We start from the raw sequence: 15,786 nt of genomic DNA, 5'->3' as shown, positions 1-15,786 counted from the left end.
AAAGCACGATGAGCGAGCACACTCCGTCCCAGGCCGAGGGCGACCGGGACGACACCGAGTGGACCACCCCCGACATACCGCACACGACCCCCTCCCAGGCCGAGGGCGAACGCGACCCGGCACAGGCTCCCACCCCGGCGGACGACGACGCCGTGGGCGGCTGAACCCCTCCGCCTCCCCGGCCGGTGAACACATCACCGCGCCGAGAGAGGCCGACCTCGCGCACAGCCAACGCGCGGGCACCCGTTCCCGAAGGAACGAGTGGCGCCCGCCCGTGTCCGTCGGGACACGGGCGGGCGCCGTGGTGCGTGAGCGTCCGCGGTCACGGCCGGCGGACGACCGAGTCGATCGGCGTGAGATCGATACGGATGCCCGCCCCTTGCCCACATCATTGCGCCGGGTCACCCCACGCAGGCACCCCGGAGCAAGCACCATCCGCCTTTCGGATACACCGGCCCGTGCATATTGATATACAACGCCGTATACACAAGGGGGCGCCATGAGTCGCACCGTGATCGATCTCGACGACGAGGCGCTGGAGGCCGCCGCCAGGGAACTCGGCACCGCGACCAAGCGCGAGACCGTCAACACCGCCCTGCGGGAGGTCACCGCCCGCTACCGGCGACTGCGCGCTCTCGGAGAAGCCCGCGAACTGGCCGCCGAAGGCGCCCTGGACATCGGCCTCCTCCTCGACAAGAGCATGTACCGGTCCACCGGCGAGCCGGACGGCGCCCGCGACGCAGGAGCGGATGAGTGACCGTCGCCGACTACCTGATCGACACCTCCGCCGTCGCCCGCGTCCTCCTCGGCCGGACCACGGCCGAGTGGGACGACAGGATCGGCGCGGGGCTCGTCGCCCTGTGCGATGTCACCGAACTGGAAGTCCTCTACTCCGCACGCTCGGCGGCGGACCGGGAGCGCGTGAAGCGCACGCTGAACGCCCACTACACCTGGTGCCCCATGCCCGACGGCATCCATCGACGCGCTCGCGTCGTCCAGGAACTGCTCACCGCCAAGGGCGAGCATCGCAGTGCGGGCCCTGTCGACCTGCTGGTCGCCGCTGCGGCGGAAGAGGCGGGGCTGACGCTGCTCCACTACGACCGCGACGTCGAGACGATCGCCCGTACGACCGGACAGCCAGTACGGATGATCGATCTCAAGGACTGAGAGACGCCGGCCGGCACGCAGTGAGCGGGCGTCAGGCACGACCACTCTCACAGCCCGTACCGCTCGAGGACGCTCATCAGCTTCCGCCTGCGTTTCAGTTCCGTCCGCAGACCGGTGAGGTACACGGTGAACGCGTCCTCGGCCCCCAGCGCACGACGGCAGTCACGGACACCCAGCAGCAGCCGCGCCAGGCGCTCGTGGGCGCGGTCCCCGGTCGGTCGCCTCGACCGCTCGACCGGCCGCGCGTACACGTCGAGCGCCTCGCCCGGGTGCGTCTCACGCGCCAGGTCGGCAAGCCGCTCCCACTGCCGGCCGCCGCGCTCCCGGCGGGCGTCCTCCCTCAAGGTGGCCAGCGCCGCCGCGCGCTCCGCCTCCCAGCAGTCCGCCGTCCGGGCGGCGGAGCGCAACTGCCGGTAGGCGGCCGGGGACCGCTCCACCCGGAACCGGTCCCGGCGCACCGCGACCGCGTCGGCCGCCCGTCCCGCCTTCGCGTACCGGACGCACACGTAGTCGACCAGACGGCCGTCGACGTGCGTCCGGCGGCGCGGTCCTGCAGTCCGCGCTCCGCCCGGGCGAGCGCCTCGTCCGCGCGGCCCGCCGATTCCAGTTCCTCGGCGATGCGCAGATGCGTGGCGCCGGACGGGTCGAGGTCCTGCGCGTGCAGGGCGACCAGCGCGTCGACGTCTCCCCCCGCCTCGACCAGACGTTCCATCAGGTACCGCGCCGTCCGGCCGGACGGCCTGCGCCTGAGCGCCGCGGACGCCAGCTCCTGCCGCCCCTGCGTGTCCCCTGAACCTTGACCCGGGAGAGTGGACGGGGGCCGTCGCACCGGCACGGCGCTCCCCGTCCTCACGGTTCCGCGGGTAGAAACGCTTCTGCGCAGGTAGCGAGTGGTGGGGCGGGTGGGACTCGAACCCACGGCCGACGGATTATGAGTCCGCTGCTCTAACCGGCTGAGCTACCGCCCCATAGCGGCGTGTCGCGTACATGTGTGCGCGCCGTCTGCCGCAGCATAGCCGCTCATACGATCTCCTGCTCCGGCTGGTCGGCTGCCCGCGGCCCTCGTGACCATGGAGACTCCACCGGGCCTCGCACGGTTCCCCCGCACATGAAAAAGGACCCCTGAGGGGTCCTCGTTCAGCATGCTCCCCCGACTGGACTCGAACCAGTAACCTGCCGGTTAACAGCCGGCTGCTCTGCCAATTGAGCTACGGAGGATTGAGCTCCCCCGACTGGACTCGAACCAGTAACCTGCCGGTTAACAGCCGGCTGCTCTGCCAATTGAGCTACGGAGGAATGCCTCGTTGCATCGAACGCATCTCCCTGGGTATCCGCCAGGGGGCGCGCGGTCGCTGCGACACATACATTAGCGCAAGCAGGGGGGTGCTCCGCCAATCAGTACTCCCCGGCGCTGTCGCCGCACCGGAGACCTAAGCAGACTGGAACAACGGGAAGGGTGGTGGCCGCCATGCGTTACCGGCTCACGTTCGTCGCCGGAGTCGTCGTGGGATACGTGCTGGGCACGAAAGCCGGGCGCGAGCGCTACGAGCAGTTGAAGAGGTCCGCGCAGCAGTTCGCGCAGAACCCCGCGGTCCGCAACACCGCGGAGAGCGCGGCGCAGCAGGGCCGCGAGTTCGCGGACAAGGCCTACCACGTGGTGAGCGACAAGGTCGGCGACCGCATGCCCGACTCGGTCGCCCAGCGGGTGCGCACCCTGCGCGAGCGCACCGCCCACGGCCCGGCCGAGGACGACTGGGGCACCAGCAACACCTAGCGGCGGGACGTGAGAGCGCCGGGCGGGTCGTCGGCCCCGCGGGTCGCGCGGTTCCCGCGACCCGCGGGGCCGACGCACGCCCGGGGCCCGGCGACGCGCCCCGGTGGCGCCCACGGCCCAACCAAAGCGGAGCATGCGGCAGAATTCCACCCATGGGGATAGTCGCCGGGCTGGACAGTGCACCCGATCTCACTCGCATCGTGGTCTGTGACACGGACAGCGGAGCCGTGCTCAGGCAGGGGTATGCCCGCCATCCGGCGAGCTCCGACGGCGGCGCCCGCTCCTCCGACGTCGATCCGCAGGCCTGGCTGCTGTCGCTGGGCGAGGCGGCCGGCGGCGGACTGCTGGAGGGCGTGCAGGCCATCGGGGTCTCCGCCCAGCAGAACGCGCTGGTGCCGCTGGACTCGCACGGCAACACGGTACGGCCCGCCATGGTCGGCGGGGACAAGCGGGCGCAGGTCGCGGCGGCCGACCTGATCGACGCGCTCGGCGGGCGCGAGGCCTGGGCACAGGCCGTGGGCTGTGTTCCGGGGGCCGCGCAGCCGGTGACCAAGCTGCGCTGGATGGCCCGCAGCGAACCGGAGAACGCCGCGCGCACCGCCGTACTGCTCCAGGCGCACGACTGGCTGGTGTGGCAGCTGCTCGGCCGGCCGGCGCGGCGCACCACCGACCGGGGCGGCGCCTCCGGCACCGGCTACTGGGCGGCGGCCACCGGGGGGTACCGGCCCGATCTGGTCGAGCTGGCGCTCGGTCACCAGGCGATGCTGCCCGAGGTGATCGGCCCCGCGGACGCGGCCGGTACGACCCCGGAGGGACTGCTGATCTCCGCCGGTACGGGCGAGACGATGGCGGCGGCGTTCGGGCTCGGGATCGGTCTGGGCGACGCGGTGGTGTCGCTGGGCGCGTCCGGGTCCGTGATGGCCGTGCACCCCGAGGCGCTCGTCGACCAGTACGGGATGATCACCTCCCTGGCCGACGCGACCGGCATGCATCTGCCCGTGGTCACCACCCTGAACGCCGTACGCGCCCTGCGCGGAACGGCCGAACTGCTCGGGGTGCCCGATCTGGAGAGCCTGTCGGAGCTGGCGATGAAGTCGACGCCGGGGGCGCACGGGCTGGTGCTGCTGCCGTATCTGGAGGGTGAGCGCACGCCGAATCTGCCGCACACCGCCGGGACGCTGGCGGGGCTGAGGCGGGAGTCGATGAGGCCGGAGCACCTGGCGCGGGCCGCGTTCGAGGGAATGCTGTGCGGGCTCGCGGACGCGCTGGACGTGCTGCGTGGCCGGGGCGTGGAGGTGCGGCGCGTCTTCCTGCTGGGTCCGGCGGCCGAACTGCCCGCCGTGCAGGCGGCGGCGCCCTCGCTGCTCGGGGCCCAGGTGGTGGTGCCGCAGCCCGCGGACTACGCGGCGATCGGCGCGGCCCGGCAGGCCGCCTGGGCGGTCGGCGTGTCGCAGGGGGCGCTCGATCCGCGCAACCCGCCGGTCTGGCAGGGCCCGGTGGCGCAGGTGCTGGATCCCGGCGAGGAGTTGGCGGTGGGGCAGGCGGTACGCCAGCAGTACGTGTCGGTGCGCGAGCAGACGCATCCGGGGGCGTTCCGCCAGTAGGGGGCCGGCGGATCAATCCGCTTGAGGTAACGCGGGTGGAGTGTTCGACGATAGGGGCCAGGGGCGACCGACGCCCCCGCCGTCCACTCCGAGAGATTCAGCGTGCTCATACGACTCCTGCGTACCCACCTCAGGCCCTACCAGAGACCCATCGCCTTACTGGTGCTGCTGCAGCTCCTGCAGACCTGCGCCACGCTCTACCTGCCCACGCTCAACGCGGACATCATCGACAGCGGCGTCGTCGAGGGGGACACGGACCGCATCCTGCGCTACGGCGCCCTGATGATCGGCATCTCGCTGGCGCAGGTCGTGTGCAACGTCGGTGCCGTGTACTACGGCGCCCGGACCGCCGCCGCGCTGGGGCGGGACGTGCGGGCCGCCGTGTTCGACCGGGTGCAGTCGTTCTCGGCGCGTGAGGTGGGTCACTTCGGTGCGCCCTCACTGATCACCCGTACGACGAACGACGTCCAGCAGGTACAGACGCTGGTGCTGATGACGTTCACCCTGATGGTCTCGGCGCCGATCATGTGTGTGGGCGGCATCGTGATGGCGCTCGGGCTGGACGTCCCGCTGTCCGGGGTGCTGGTCGCGGTGGTGCCGGTGCTGGCCGTCTGTGTGACGCTGATCATACGGAAGCTGCGTCCGCTGTTCCGGACCATGCAGGAGCGGCTCGACACGGTGAACCGGGTGCTGCGCGAGCAGATCACCGGGAACCGGGTGATCCGCGCCTTCGTGCGGGACGAGTACGAGCAGCGGCGGTTCCGGAGGTCCAACACCGAGCTGACCGACGTCTCGCTGGCCGCCGGCCATCTGCTCGCGCTGATGTTCCCGGTGGTCATGACGGTGGTGAACCTGTCGTCGATCGCGGTGGTGTGGTTCGGCGCGCACCGCATCGACGACGGCGGGATGCAGATCGGCGACCTGACCGCGTTCCTCGCCTATCTGATGCAGATCGTCATGGCCGTGATGATGGCCACCTTCATGTTCATGATGGTGCCGCGCGCCGAGGTGTGCGCCGAGCGCGTCCAGGAGGTGCTGGACACCTCGTCGAGCGTCGTCCCGCCCGTCGCGCCCGTCACCGAGCTGCGCCGGCACGGGCATCTGGAGATCCGGGGCGCGGGCTTCTGCTACCCGGGGGCCGAGGAGCCGGTGCTGAAGTCGGTCGGCCTGGTGGCACGGCCGGGCGAGGTCACCGCCGTGATCGGGTCGACCGGCAGCGGCAAGTCCACGCTGCTCGGGCTGGTTCCCCGGCTGTTCGACGCGACCGACGGCCAGGTGCTGGTGGACGGCGTGCCGGTGGCGGACATCGATCCGGCGCTGCTGGCGAGGACGGTCGGACTGGTGCCGCAGAAGCCGTACCTGTTCGCGGGCACGGTGGCGACCAACCTCCGCTACGGCAACCCCGACGCCACCGACGCGGAGCTGTGGCACGCGCTGGAGGTGGCGCAGGGCAAGGACTTCGTGGAACGGCTGGAGGGCGGCCTCGACGCGCCGATCGCGCAGGGCGGGACGAACGTCTCCGGCGGTCAGCGCCAGCGCCTCGCGATCGCGCGGACGCTGGTGCGGCGCCCGGAGATCTACCTCTTCGACGACTCCTTCTCCGCGCTCGACTACGCCACCGACGCGGCCCTGCGGGCGGCTCTCGCGCGGGAGACGGCCGAGGCGACCGTGGTGATCGTCGCCCAGCGGGTGGCGACCATCCGCGACGCCGACCGGATCGTGGTCCTGGACGAGGGCCGCGTCGTCGGCACCGGCCGGCACCACGAACTGATGGCGGACAACGAGACCTACCGGGAGATCGTGCTCTCCCAGCTGACGGAAGCGGAGGCGGCCTGATGGCGGGGCCCGGAGGCCGGATGATGGCCGGGGGCGGCCCCGACCAGCGCTCGATCGACTTCAAGGCGTCGAGCAGACGACTGCTCGCCCGGTTCCGCCCGGAACGCCTGACCATGTACGGGCTGCTGGCCTGTGTCGTGCTGAGCGTGGCGCTCAGCGTGATCGGGCCGAAGATCCTCGGCAAGGCGACCGACCTGGTCTTCGCGGGCATCGTCGGGCGCGAGATGCCGGCCGGCGCGAGCAAGGAACAGGTGCTCGACTCGATGCGGGAGCGGGGCGAGGGCGATGTCGCCGACATGCTCCGCAGCACCGACTTCACCCCCGGCGAGGGCATCGACTTCACGGCGGTGGGCAACGTCCTGCTGGTCGCGCTGGCGGTGTTCACGGTCGCCGGTCTGCTGATGGCGGTGGCGACCCGGCTGGTGAACCGGGCCGTGAACCGCACCGTGTTCCGGATGCGGGAGGACGTGCAGACGAAGCTGTCGCGGCTGCCGCTGTCGTACTTCGACACGCGGCAGCGCGGTGAGGTGCTCAGCCGCGCCACCAACGACATCGACAACATCGGGCAGACGCTCCAGCAGTCGATGGGCCAGCTGATCAACTCGCTGCTCACCGTCATCGGTGTGCTCGCGATGATGTTCTACGTCTCGTGGATCCTCGCGCTGGTCGCCCTGGTGACGGTGCCGCTGTCGTTCGTCGTCGCCACGCGCGTGGGCAAGCGGTCGCAGCCGCACTTCGTGCAGCAGTGGCGCACCACCGGCCGGCTCAACGCGCACATCGAGGAGATGTACACCGGGCACGCGCTGGTGAAGGTGTTCGGGCGGCAGGAGGAGTCGGCGCGGCGGTTCGCCGAGGAGAACGAGGCGCTGTACGAGGCCGGGTTCAAGGCGCAGTTCAACAGCGGTGTCATGCAGCCGCTGATGTTCTTCGTGTCGAACGTCAACTACGTGCTGGTGGCGGTCGTCGGGGGCCTCAGGGTGGCGTCCGGCTCGCTGTCCATCGGTGACGTGCAGGCGTTCATCCAGTACTCGCGGCAGTTCTCGATGCCGCTGACGCAGCTCGCCTCGATGGCGAACCTGGTGCAGTCCGGTATCGCCTCCGCCGAGCGGGTCTTCGACGTGCTGGACGCCGAGGAGCAGGAGGCCGACCACGAGCCGGCCGAGAGGCCCGGGGAACTGCGCGGGCGGGTGGTGCTGGAGCACGTGTCGTTCCGGTACGACCCCGAGAAGCCGCTGATCGAGGACCTGTCGCTGACGGTCGAGCCGGGCCGGACGGTGGCCGTCGTCGGCCCGACCGGCGCCGGCAAGACGACGCTGGTGAACCTGCTGATGCGGTTCTACGAGGTGTCCGGCGGACGCATCACCCTCGACGGCACGGACATCGCGCGCATGTCCCGGGACGAACTGCGGGCGGGCATCGGCATGGTGCTCCAGGACGCCTGGCTGTTCGGCGGCACCATCGCGGAGAACATCGCCTACGGCGCGGCGCGCGAGGTCACCCGGGCGGAGATCGAGGAGGCGGCGCGGGCGGCCCACGCGGACCGGTTCGTCCGCACGCTGCCCGACGGGTACGACACGGTGATCGACGACGAGGGCGGCGGGGTCAGCGCGGGTGAGAAGCAGCTGATCACCATCGCGCGGGCGTTCCTGTCCGATCCGGTGATCCTGGTGCTGGACGAGGCGACGAGTTCCGTGGACACGCGGACGGAGGTGCTGATCCAGAAGGCGATGGCGCGGCTGGCGAACGGGCGTACGTCGTTCGTGATCGCGCACCGGTTGTCGACGATCCGGGACGCGGACACGATCCTGGTCATGGAGAACGGGGCCATCGTCGAACAGGGCGCGCACGAGGAGCTGCTGGCGGCGGACGGCGCGTACGCGCGCCTGTACAAGGCCCAGTTCGCGCAGGCGGTGGTCGAGGTCGACTAGGCGGTTCCGTTCGGATCGGGCGGTCGTCGGTCCGGGTGTGCCGTCGGCTGACGCGCGCCTCCACGTCTGCCCGGCCCGAGCCACGAGGTACTGGTGGAGTACCAGGTCTTCCCCGCCCCTCCGCCGCCGCCCGTCCCGTCCCCGGGGCTTCCGCCCCGGACCTCACTCCCCGGACGCCGGAGAGGGCTGTTCGAGCCCCTCCGGCGTCCGGGGCGGGGGAACTTCAGTCCAGGTAGCCGCGCAGTTGGTCGGCGAAGGTGTGGTCGCGGAGCTTGTTCAGCGTCTTGGACTCGATCTGGCGTATGCGTTCGCGGGTGACGCCGAAGATGCGGCCTATCTCCTCCAGGGTGCGGGGGCGCCCGTCGACGAGGCCGTACCGCAGCTGCACCACCTTCCGCTCCCGCTCACCCAGCGTCGACAGCACCGCCTCCAGATGCTCCCGCAGCAGCAGGAACGCCGCCGACTCCACGGGACTCGCCGCATCGCCGTCCTCGATGAGGTCGCCGAGGGCCATGTCGTCCTCCTCGCCCACGGGGGCGTGCAGGGAGACCGGTTCCTGCGCGAGCCGCAGCACCTCACCGACCCGCTCGGGCGTCAGGTCCAGGTGGGCGGCGACCTCGTCCGCGGTCGGTTCGTACCCGCGCTCCTGGAGGATGCGCCGCTGCGCGCTCACCACGCGGTTGATGAGTTCGACCACGTGGACGGGCACGCGGATCGTGCGGGCCTGGTCGGCCAGCGCGCGGGACATGGCCTGGCGGATCCACCAGGTGGCGTACGTGGAGAACTTGTAGCCCCGGGTGTAGTCGAACTTCTCCACCGCCCGGATCAGACCGAGGTTGCCCTCCTGGACCAGGTCGAGCATGGTCAGGCCCCGGCCCACGTACCGCTTGGCGACGGACACCACCAGCCGCAGGTTCGCCTCGATCAGCCGGCGCTTGGCCATCCGGCCCATGACGACGAGCCGGTCCAGGTCGAGGGCGAGCCGGCTGTCCAGGTCGGGGGTCAGACGCAGCTTCTCCTCGGCGAACAGCCCGGCCTCGACACCGCGGGCGAGTTCGACCTCCTCGGCGGCGGTCAGCAGGGGGATGCGGCCGATCTCGCGCAGATACTGGCGGAACAGGTCCGCGGAGGGACCGCCGGTCTCGGGACGCACGGGTGCGGCCGGCTCGGCGGGGCCGGCCGGGGGCTCCGCGGGCGGTTCGGCGGCTTCCGGGGCCGCCGCCGGGAGTTCGGCCGGTTCGGGGGGCGCCTCGGGGTGGTGCGCGGCGCGGCTCTGCGCGGGCAGGGCGACGAGGACGTCGGCGCCGGGCTGGGTGAGGGTCTGCGTCTGGATCTGGGTCTGCACGGGGGCGACCTCCAGGATGATCGCTGCCAAGGAGTGCGGCAGCGGTACTTCGGGGGCGGAGTCGGCGGCCTCGCCGCCGGCCGTCCCGTACGCGATGAGCGGAACCGCGGATGTCCGGGACCCGTCGAGGACGGATGGGCCGCGCTCCGAGGACTCAGGCACCGCCACCCAGTGTGGGGTACGACACATCGTCCCCACGAGGGGCGTGCGGTGACTTTTTGCGTCCGGTCCGTGACGGGGCGGTGACCCGGGCCGGCGCCGCGGCGCCGGCCGCCGTCACAGCGCCGCGGCGCCGTGTTCCCGCAGGGCCTGGTCGTACTGCTGGAGGACCCAGAGTTCGTTCTGCACGGCGGCCAGCTCGGTCGGGTCGCCGTGGGTGGCGAGGCGGGTGAGGCGGCTGGTGATGTCGCGGATGCGGCGCTCGACGGCGCGGCGGCGGACGGTGACCAGCTGGGCGCCGGCGTAGGTCTCGTCGACCCCCTTGACGCCCCGGTGCAGCATGATCGCCTCGACGGCGAGTTCGGTGACCATCGCGCGGACGGTGTCGTCGGGGGCGGCCTCACGGACCCGGACCAGGTACTCCTGCGGGTCCTGGACGCCGTACTCCGCGCCGCCCGCGTCCATGATCGCCTGGCGTACGGCCGCGTAGGGCGGGGCGGTGAACTCGTCGCCGCCGTACGCGTCGAAGGCCGGGGAGACCAGTTCGGGGCGCTGGAGGGCGAGCTTGAGGAGTTCGCGCTCGGTGGCGAAGACGGGGTTGCGCAGGTTGAGGGCGGGGCCGCGGGAGGCCGGCCGGGCCGGGGCGGCGGCGTACTGCTGCGGGCCGCCGCCGCGCTGCTGCCGGTCGGGGGCGGGGCCCTTGCCGCCGCGGTCGCGGGCCCAGCGGGCGAGCTGGGCGACCCGTTTGACGACGAACTGGGTGTCGAGGATGCCGAGCATGCCGGCGAGCTGGACGGCCACCTCGTGCTGGGCGCCGCTGTTCTTGATGCGGGCGACGATCGGGGCCGCCTCGTCGAGGGCGGCGGCGCGGCCGGCCGGGGTGTCGAGGTCGTAGCGGCGCACGACCTGGCGGAGGGCGAACTCGAAGAGGGGGGTGCGGGGTTCGACCAGGTCGGCCACCGCGTCGTCGCCCTTGGCCAGGCGCAGGTCGCAGGGGTCCATGCCGTCGGGGGCGATGGCGATGTAGGTCTCGGCGGCGAACTTCTGGTCGTCCTCGAAGGCGCGCAGGGCCGCCTTCTGCCCGGCCGCGTCGCCGTCGAAGGTGAAGATCACGCGCGCGCTGCCGTTGTCCATGAGCAGCCGGCGCAGGATCTTGATGTGGTCGCCGCCGAAGGCGGTGCCGCAGGTGGCGATCGCGGTCGTCACACCGGCGAGGTGGCAGGCCATGACGTCGGTGTAGCCCTCGACGACGACCGCGCGGGAGGACTTCGCGATGTCCTTCTTCGCCAGGTCGATGCCGTAGAGGACCTGGGACTTCCGGTAGATCGGCGTATCGGGGGTGTTGAGGTACTTGGGGCCGTTGTCGGCCTCGTGGAGCTTGCGGGCGCCGAAGCCGACGACCTCTCCGCCGATGTCGCGGATGGGCCACATCAGCCGGCCGCGGAAGCGGTCGATGGGGCCCCGGCGGCCCTCCTGGGCGAGGCCGGACAGGAGCAGTTCCTTGTCGCTGAAGCCCTTGCCGCGCAGGAAACGGGTCAGGTGGTCCCAGCCCTGGGGGCTGTAGCCGACGCCGAAGTGGACGGCGGCGGCCTGGTCGAAGCCGCGCTCGGCGAGGAAGACCCGGCCGGTGTCCGCCTCGGCGGAGGTCGCGAGCTGTTCCGCGTACCACTCGGCGGCGATCTTGTGGGCCTCGACCAGGCGGATGCGTTCGCCGCGCTGGTGGGTGGGGTTGTACCCGCCCTCCTCGTAGCGCAGGGTGATGCCGGCCTGTCCGGCGAGGCGCTCGACCGCCTCCGAGAAGGAGAGGTGGTCGATCTTCATCACGAACGTGATGGTGTCGCCGCCCTCCTGGCAGCCGAAGCAGTGGAAGAGTCCCTTGCTCGGGCTGACCTGGAAGGACGGCGACTTCTCGTCGTGGAAGGGGCACAGGCCCTTGAGGTTGCCGCCGCCCGCGCCGCGCAGCTGGAGGTACTCGGACACCACGGCGTCGATCGGGACCGCGTCCCGTACCGCCTTCACGTCCTCGTCGTTGATCCGTCCGGCCACGCGTGGATTCTACGGGGGCCGAGCGGCGTCCCGGGGCCGCCGCATCCCCCCTCGGGGGCGCGGGGCCGTGATCTGTGCGGCTCCGCCGCGTGGGCGCGCCCGAGCGCGGAGCCCCGCGCCCGCGGTGCGGAAGGACCCGGCGGGCGCCCAGGGCCTCTCCCCCGGATCGTGCCGGGCTCGCGGGGTCCGGTCCGGAGGAAGGACCCTAGGCGACGAGGCTCTCCAGGGGTACCCGCGGGTTCGCCAACGCCTCCGTGTCCACCCGCGTGCGGGACCGGACCAACCCCTGGACCGGATCCGTGACGTTCCACACGTTCACGTTCATCCCCGCCAGCACGTGCCCGTCCCTCACCCAGAACGCGATGAACTCCCGCCTCCCCGCGTCGCCCCGGATCACCACCTGGTCGTAGGACCCGGGCGGCGCCCACCCGGAGTACTCCATGCCCAGGTCGTACTGGTCGGTGAAGAAGTAGGGCACGCGGTCGTACGTGACGTCCCGGCCGAGCATCGCGCGGGCCGCCGCCGGGCCGCCGTTGAGGGCGTTGGCCCAGTGCTCCACCCGCAGCCGGGTGCCGAAGAGGGTGTGCGGGAAGGAGGCGACGTCGCCGGCCGCGTGGATGTCGGGGTCGGAGGTGCGCAGCCGTGCGTCGACGAGGACGCCGCCGCCGTCCGCGCGGTCGGCGAGCTCCAGGCCCGCCGCCTGGGCGAGGGAGGTGCGCGGGGCCGCGCCGATCGCCGCGAGGACGGCGTGCGCGGGGTGCTCCTCGCCGTCGTCGGTGCGGACGGCGAGGACCATGCCGTCCTGGCCGGTGATCTCGGTGAGGGTGGCGCCGAAGTGGAAGCGGACGCCGCGCTCGCGGTGCAGTTCGGCGAAGAGCTGGCCCACCTCGGGGCCGAGCACCGAGTGCAGCGGGGTCGGTCCCCGGTGGACGACGGTGACCTCGGCGCCGTACTGGCGGGCCGCCGCCGCGATCTCCAGGCCGATCCAGCCGGCGCCGGCGATCACCAGATGGCCGTTGTCCCGGCCGAGGGAGGCCAGGACGCCCCTGAGGCGTTCGGCGTGGGCGAGGCGGCGCAGGTGGTGGACGCCGGCCAGGTCCGTGCCCGGGATGTCGAGGCGGCGGGGCTCCGCGCCGGTGGCCAGCAGCAGTTTGTCGTAGCGGACGGTGGTGCCGTCCTCGCCGAAGCGGACGGTCTTCGCGGCGCGGTCGACGGCGTCGACGGTCTGGCCGAGGTGCAGTTCGACGTCGTGGCGCGCGTACCAGGCGGGCTCGTGCACGAAGACGCTGTCGCGTTCCTCCTTGCCGAGCAGATAGCCCTTGGACAGGGGCGGGCGCTCGTAGGGGTGGTCGCGTTCGTCGCAGATCAGTATCACCCGGCCGGTGAAGCCCTCCGCTCTCAGCGTCTCGGCCGCCTTGGCGCCGGCCAGGCCGCCTCCGACGATGACGAATGTCTGATCCGCGTCGACCACGTCGATGCCTCCTCGTAAGGTTGCCGCCACCTGCGAGCCTCCCGCACGCGCGGTGCTGCCGGAAGGGGGAGTGACCCGATCAGGCCACGGGGGTCATGCCCGCCCCGTGAGACGGGCGTGCAGCGAACGGGCCGAGGCGTCCGTGAGGGACGCGATCTGGTCGACGATCACCCGCTTGCGGGCCCGGTCGTCGGGGGCCCGGTCGAACAGGGCGCGGAACTGGGGGTCCAGCCCTTCGGGGGCGCGGGCGGTGAGCGCCCCGGCCAGTTCGGCGACGACGATCCGCTGGTCGACGCGGAGCCGCTCCTGCTCGGCGCGCTGCATGACGTACCGGTCGGCGACCGCCTTGAGCACGGCGCACTCCATGCGGGTGCCGCGCGGTACGACCAGCTCGGCGCCGTATCCGGTGAGGCGCCCGCTCCCCCAGGCCCGGCGGGTGGCGCCCTCGGCGGCGAGGCAGAAGCGGCCGATGAGCTGGCTGGTGGCGTCCTTGAGGCGGGCCTGGGCGACGGCGGTGCCGTCGTAGCCGTGCGGCCACCACTCCTGGGCGAGGAGGCGGTCGAGGGCCTCGGCGAGCTCGGCCGGGTCGGTGTCCGCGGGGACGTAGCGGCCGACGGCGACGGCGAAGACCGCCTGCCGTTCCGGTTCGGCGTGCAGGCAGTTCGGGTCGATGTGGCCGGCGTGCAGGCCGTCCTCCACGTCGTGCACCGAGTAGGCGACGTCGTCGGACCAGTCCATGACCTGGGCCTCGAAGCAGGTGCGGGTGGAGGGGGCGCCCTCGCGGAGCCAGTCGAAGACGGGACGGTCGTCGTCGTAGACGCCGAACTTCGGCGAGACCGGGTCGGTGGGGTGGGCGCCGCGCGGCCACGGGTACTTGGTGGCGGCGTCGAGGGCGGCGCGGGTGAGGTTGAGGCCGACGGAGCCCTCGGGGGTGAACCGCTTGGGCTCGATGCGGGTGAGCAGGCGCAGCGACTGGGCGTTGCCCTCGAAGCCGCCGCAGTCCTGGGCGAACTCGTTCAGCGCCTGTTCGCCGTTGTGCCCGAAGGGCGGATGTCCCAGGTCGTGGGAGAGGCAGGCGGCCTCCACGAGGTCGGGGTCGCAGCCGAGGGCGGCGCCGAGTTCCCGGCCGACCTGCGCGCATTCGAGGGAGTGGGTGAGGCGGGTGCGGGGACTGGCGTCCCAGACCGGATTGCCCTCCCCCGGGGTGACGACCTGGGTCTTGCCGGCCAGACGGCGCAGGGCGGCGGAGTGCAGCACGCGCGCGCGGTCGCGCTGGAAGGCGGTGCGGCCGGGACGTTTGTCGGGTTCGGGGGCCCATCGCTCGACGGCCGAGGGGGCGTATCCGGCGGGCGGGACGTGGTTCTCGAACTGCGGTGCGCCGGGCGCGGGGGTGACGGACGTGATGCCTTCCATGCACCGACAGTAGACGCAGCCACCGGCATCCGGAGTGCGGGTGGCCGCTTCACGCCGGCGCGAGGACCGGTTCGGTGATCGCCGCGGACGTCGTCAGGGCCTGGTCGTAGCGGTGCAGGAGGAGGCGGGCCATCGCGGGGTGGGTACCCAGGGGGGCGGACACGATGCCGGGTGCCGCCGCCGCGCACTCGGTGGCGAAGCGGCCGGGGGCGGTGAAGCAGGAGGCGACGGCGACGCGGTGGCGGCCCCGGGCGGCCAGCGCGCGCACGGCGTCGGGCACGGTGGGGGCGGCGGCGGAGGCGTAGGCGGGGACGACGGGCACGCCGAGCCGGGCGGCGAGGCGCTCGGCGGTGCGGGCGGTGTCGGCGCGCGAATCGGGGTCCCGGGAGCCGGCGGCGGCCAGCACGACGCCGCTCGCGCGGCGGACCGCCCCGTCCGCCGGGGTGCGCCAGCCGGCCTCGGTGAGGCGGGCGTGCAGGGCGTCCTCGAGCAGGGGGTGCGGTCCGAGCGGGGCGGCCACCCGCGTGTGCAGCCGCGCCGCGGCGGCCATCTCGGGGATGTCCCGCTTGACGTGGTGGCCGCGGGCGAGCAGCAGCGGTACCAGGACCGCGGCCCCGGTGCCGCGCGCGTCCAGCGCGGCGAGGGTGCCGGGGAGCAGCGGCGCGTTCAGCTCGATGTGGCCCAGGTGCACGGGCAGGCCCGGGCGCAGCGCGCGGACGCGGTCCAGGAGCTGCCGTACGGTGCCCGGCGTGCGCGGGTCGCGGCTGCCGTGGGCCACGACGACGAGGGCGGGGGGCGGGGCGGCCGGGTGGTGCCGGCCGGCGCGGTTCTCGGGATACGCCGTCATGCACCGATCGTCACCGCGGGACGTTGCCTCCCCGTTGCGCGGGCATCACGGGTGTTTTCCGGCGGTTCACGGTGCGGCCCCCGGTGGGTGTGAGGCCGTTCGGCCCGTGGTCCCGTCCGGTGCCGTGAAGCCGGTCACAGGGGGCCCGGCGAACCGGGAGGCGCTGCGGGGCGTCTTGCACGGTCGGGGAACCACC

The 15,786-nt window shown here is 72.6% G+C and carries 13 protein-coding genes and 3 tRNA genes; 7 read left to right on the top strand and 9 right to left on the bottom strand.

Annotated elements, in window-relative coordinates:
- Positions 1-8: 8 nt before the first annotated feature.
- From ACF07S_RS05995 to ACF07S_RS05985, 3 genes are all read left to right on the top strand, one after another.
- Positions 9-164: a hypothetical protein gene (locus tag ACF07S_RS05995; protein ID WP_391962040.1), complete on the top strand. Its 156-nt coding sequence runs from the start codon at positions 9-11 to the stop codon at positions 162-164.
- A 335-nt stretch (positions 165-499) separates the two neighbouring features.
- Positions 500-757 carry a type II toxin-antitoxin system VapB family antitoxin gene (locus ACF07S_RS05990; RefSeq protein ID WP_391973521.1) on the top strand — a complete coding sequence of 86 codons (258 nt, stop codon included), beginning with the start codon at positions 500-502 and terminating at the stop codon, positions 755-757.
- On the top strand, positions 754-1,167 hold the full coding sequence (locus ACF07S_RS05985) for a PIN domain nuclease (RefSeq protein WP_391962042.1): 414 nt from the start codon (positions 754-756) through the stop codon (positions 1,165-1,167). The genes ACF07S_RS05990 and ACF07S_RS05985 overlap by 4 nt, the downstream gene beginning before the upstream one ends.
- Positions 1,168-1,214: 47 nt before the next feature.
- Here the strand turns inward: ACF07S_RS05985 and ACF07S_RS05980 are convergent, their stop codons facing one another.
- The 4 genes from ACF07S_RS05980 to ACF07S_RS05965 form a co-directional block, all read right to left on the bottom strand.
- Entirely contained in the window at positions 1,215-1,673 is a 459-nt protein-coding gene (locus tag ACF07S_RS05980) for a hypothetical protein (protein WP_391962043.1), read from the bottom strand.
- 385 nt (positions 1,674-2,058) lie between these two features.
- A tRNA-Ile gene (locus ACF07S_RS05975) sits at positions 2,059-2,135 on the bottom strand.
- A 177-nt stretch (positions 2,136-2,312) separates the two neighbouring features.
- Positions 2,313-2,385, bottom strand: a tRNA-Asn gene (locus ACF07S_RS05970).
- Positions 2,386-2,390: 5 nt separating this feature from the next.
- Positions 2,391-2,463 (bottom strand) — tRNA-Asn (locus tag ACF07S_RS05965).
- 172 nt (positions 2,464-2,635) lie between these two features.
- Here ACF07S_RS05965 and ACF07S_RS05960 point away from each other — a divergent pair.
- The 4 genes from ACF07S_RS05960 to ACF07S_RS05945 all read left to right on the top strand — a co-directional run bounded on the left by ACF07S_RS05960 (position 2,636) and on the right by ACF07S_RS05945 (position 8,309).
- Complete coding sequence (locus tag ACF07S_RS05960; RefSeq protein ID WP_391962044.1) at positions 2,636-2,941, top strand: YtxH domain-containing protein; 306 nt, start codon at positions 2,636-2,638, stop codon at positions 2,939-2,941.
- 152 nt (positions 2,942-3,093) lie between these two features.
- Complete coding sequence (locus tag ACF07S_RS05955) at positions 3,094-4,545, top strand: FGGY family carbohydrate kinase (RefSeq protein WP_391962045.1); 1,452 nt, start codon at positions 3,094-3,096, stop codon at positions 4,543-4,545.
- Between the two features lie 102 nt (positions 4,546-4,647).
- On the top strand, positions 4,648-6,381 hold the full coding sequence (locus tag ACF07S_RS05950) for an ABC transporter ATP-binding protein (RefSeq protein ID WP_391973520.1): 1,734 nt from the start codon (positions 4,648-4,650) through the stop codon (positions 6,379-6,381).
- The gene (locus ACF07S_RS05945) at positions 6,381-8,309 is read left to right on the top strand and encodes an ABC transporter ATP-binding protein (RefSeq protein ID WP_391962047.1); all 1,929 of its coding nucleotides are present in this window, start codon (positions 6,381-6,383) and stop codon (positions 8,307-8,309) included. The genes ACF07S_RS05950 and ACF07S_RS05945 overlap by 1 nt, the downstream gene beginning before the upstream one ends.
- Before the next feature lie 223 nt (positions 8,310-8,532).
- Here the strand turns inward: ACF07S_RS05945 and ACF07S_RS05940 are convergent, their stop codons facing one another.
- The 5 genes from ACF07S_RS05940 to ACF07S_RS05920 form a co-directional block, all read right to left on the bottom strand.
- A complete protein-coding gene (locus ACF07S_RS05940; RefSeq protein ID WP_391973519.1) occupies positions 8,533-9,816 on the bottom strand; it encodes an RNA polymerase sigma factor in 1,284 nt (427 codons plus the stop codon).
- Positions 9,817-9,930: 114 nt separating this feature from the next.
- Positions 9,931-11,859, bottom strand: a complete 1,929-nt coding sequence (dnaG, locus tag ACF07S_RS05935) for a DNA primase (protein WP_391962049.1) — start codon at positions 11,857-11,859, stop codon at positions 9,931-9,933.
- Between the two features lie 205 nt (positions 11,860-12,064).
- Positions 12,065-13,330, bottom strand: coding sequence for an NAD(P)/FAD-dependent oxidoreductase (locus tag ACF07S_RS05930; RefSeq protein WP_391962050.1), 1,266 nt, complete (start codon positions 13,328-13,330; stop codon positions 12,065-12,067).
- A 93-nt stretch (positions 13,331-13,423) separates the two neighbouring features.
- Positions 13,424-14,743 (bottom strand): deoxyguanosinetriphosphate triphosphohydrolase, encoded by a 1,320-nt coding sequence (locus ACF07S_RS05925; protein WP_391973518.1) that lies wholly within the window; start codon positions 14,741-14,743, stop codon positions 13,424-13,426.
- 49 nt (positions 14,744-14,792) lie between these two features.
- Entirely contained in the window at positions 14,793-15,590 is a 798-nt protein-coding gene (locus ACF07S_RS05920) for a sirohydrochlorin chelatase (protein ID WP_391962052.1), read from the bottom strand.
- Positions 15,591-15,786: the final 196 nt, after the last annotated feature.

The organism is Streptomyces sp. NPDC016640 (genome assembly GCF_043076215.1).
Taxonomy (GTDB): Bacteria; Actinomycetota; Actinomycetes; order Streptomycetales; family Streptomycetaceae; genus Streptomyces.
The sequence above is the reverse complement of the archived record's forward strand: the minus strand, read 5'-3'. Positions and strand labels throughout refer to the sequence as shown.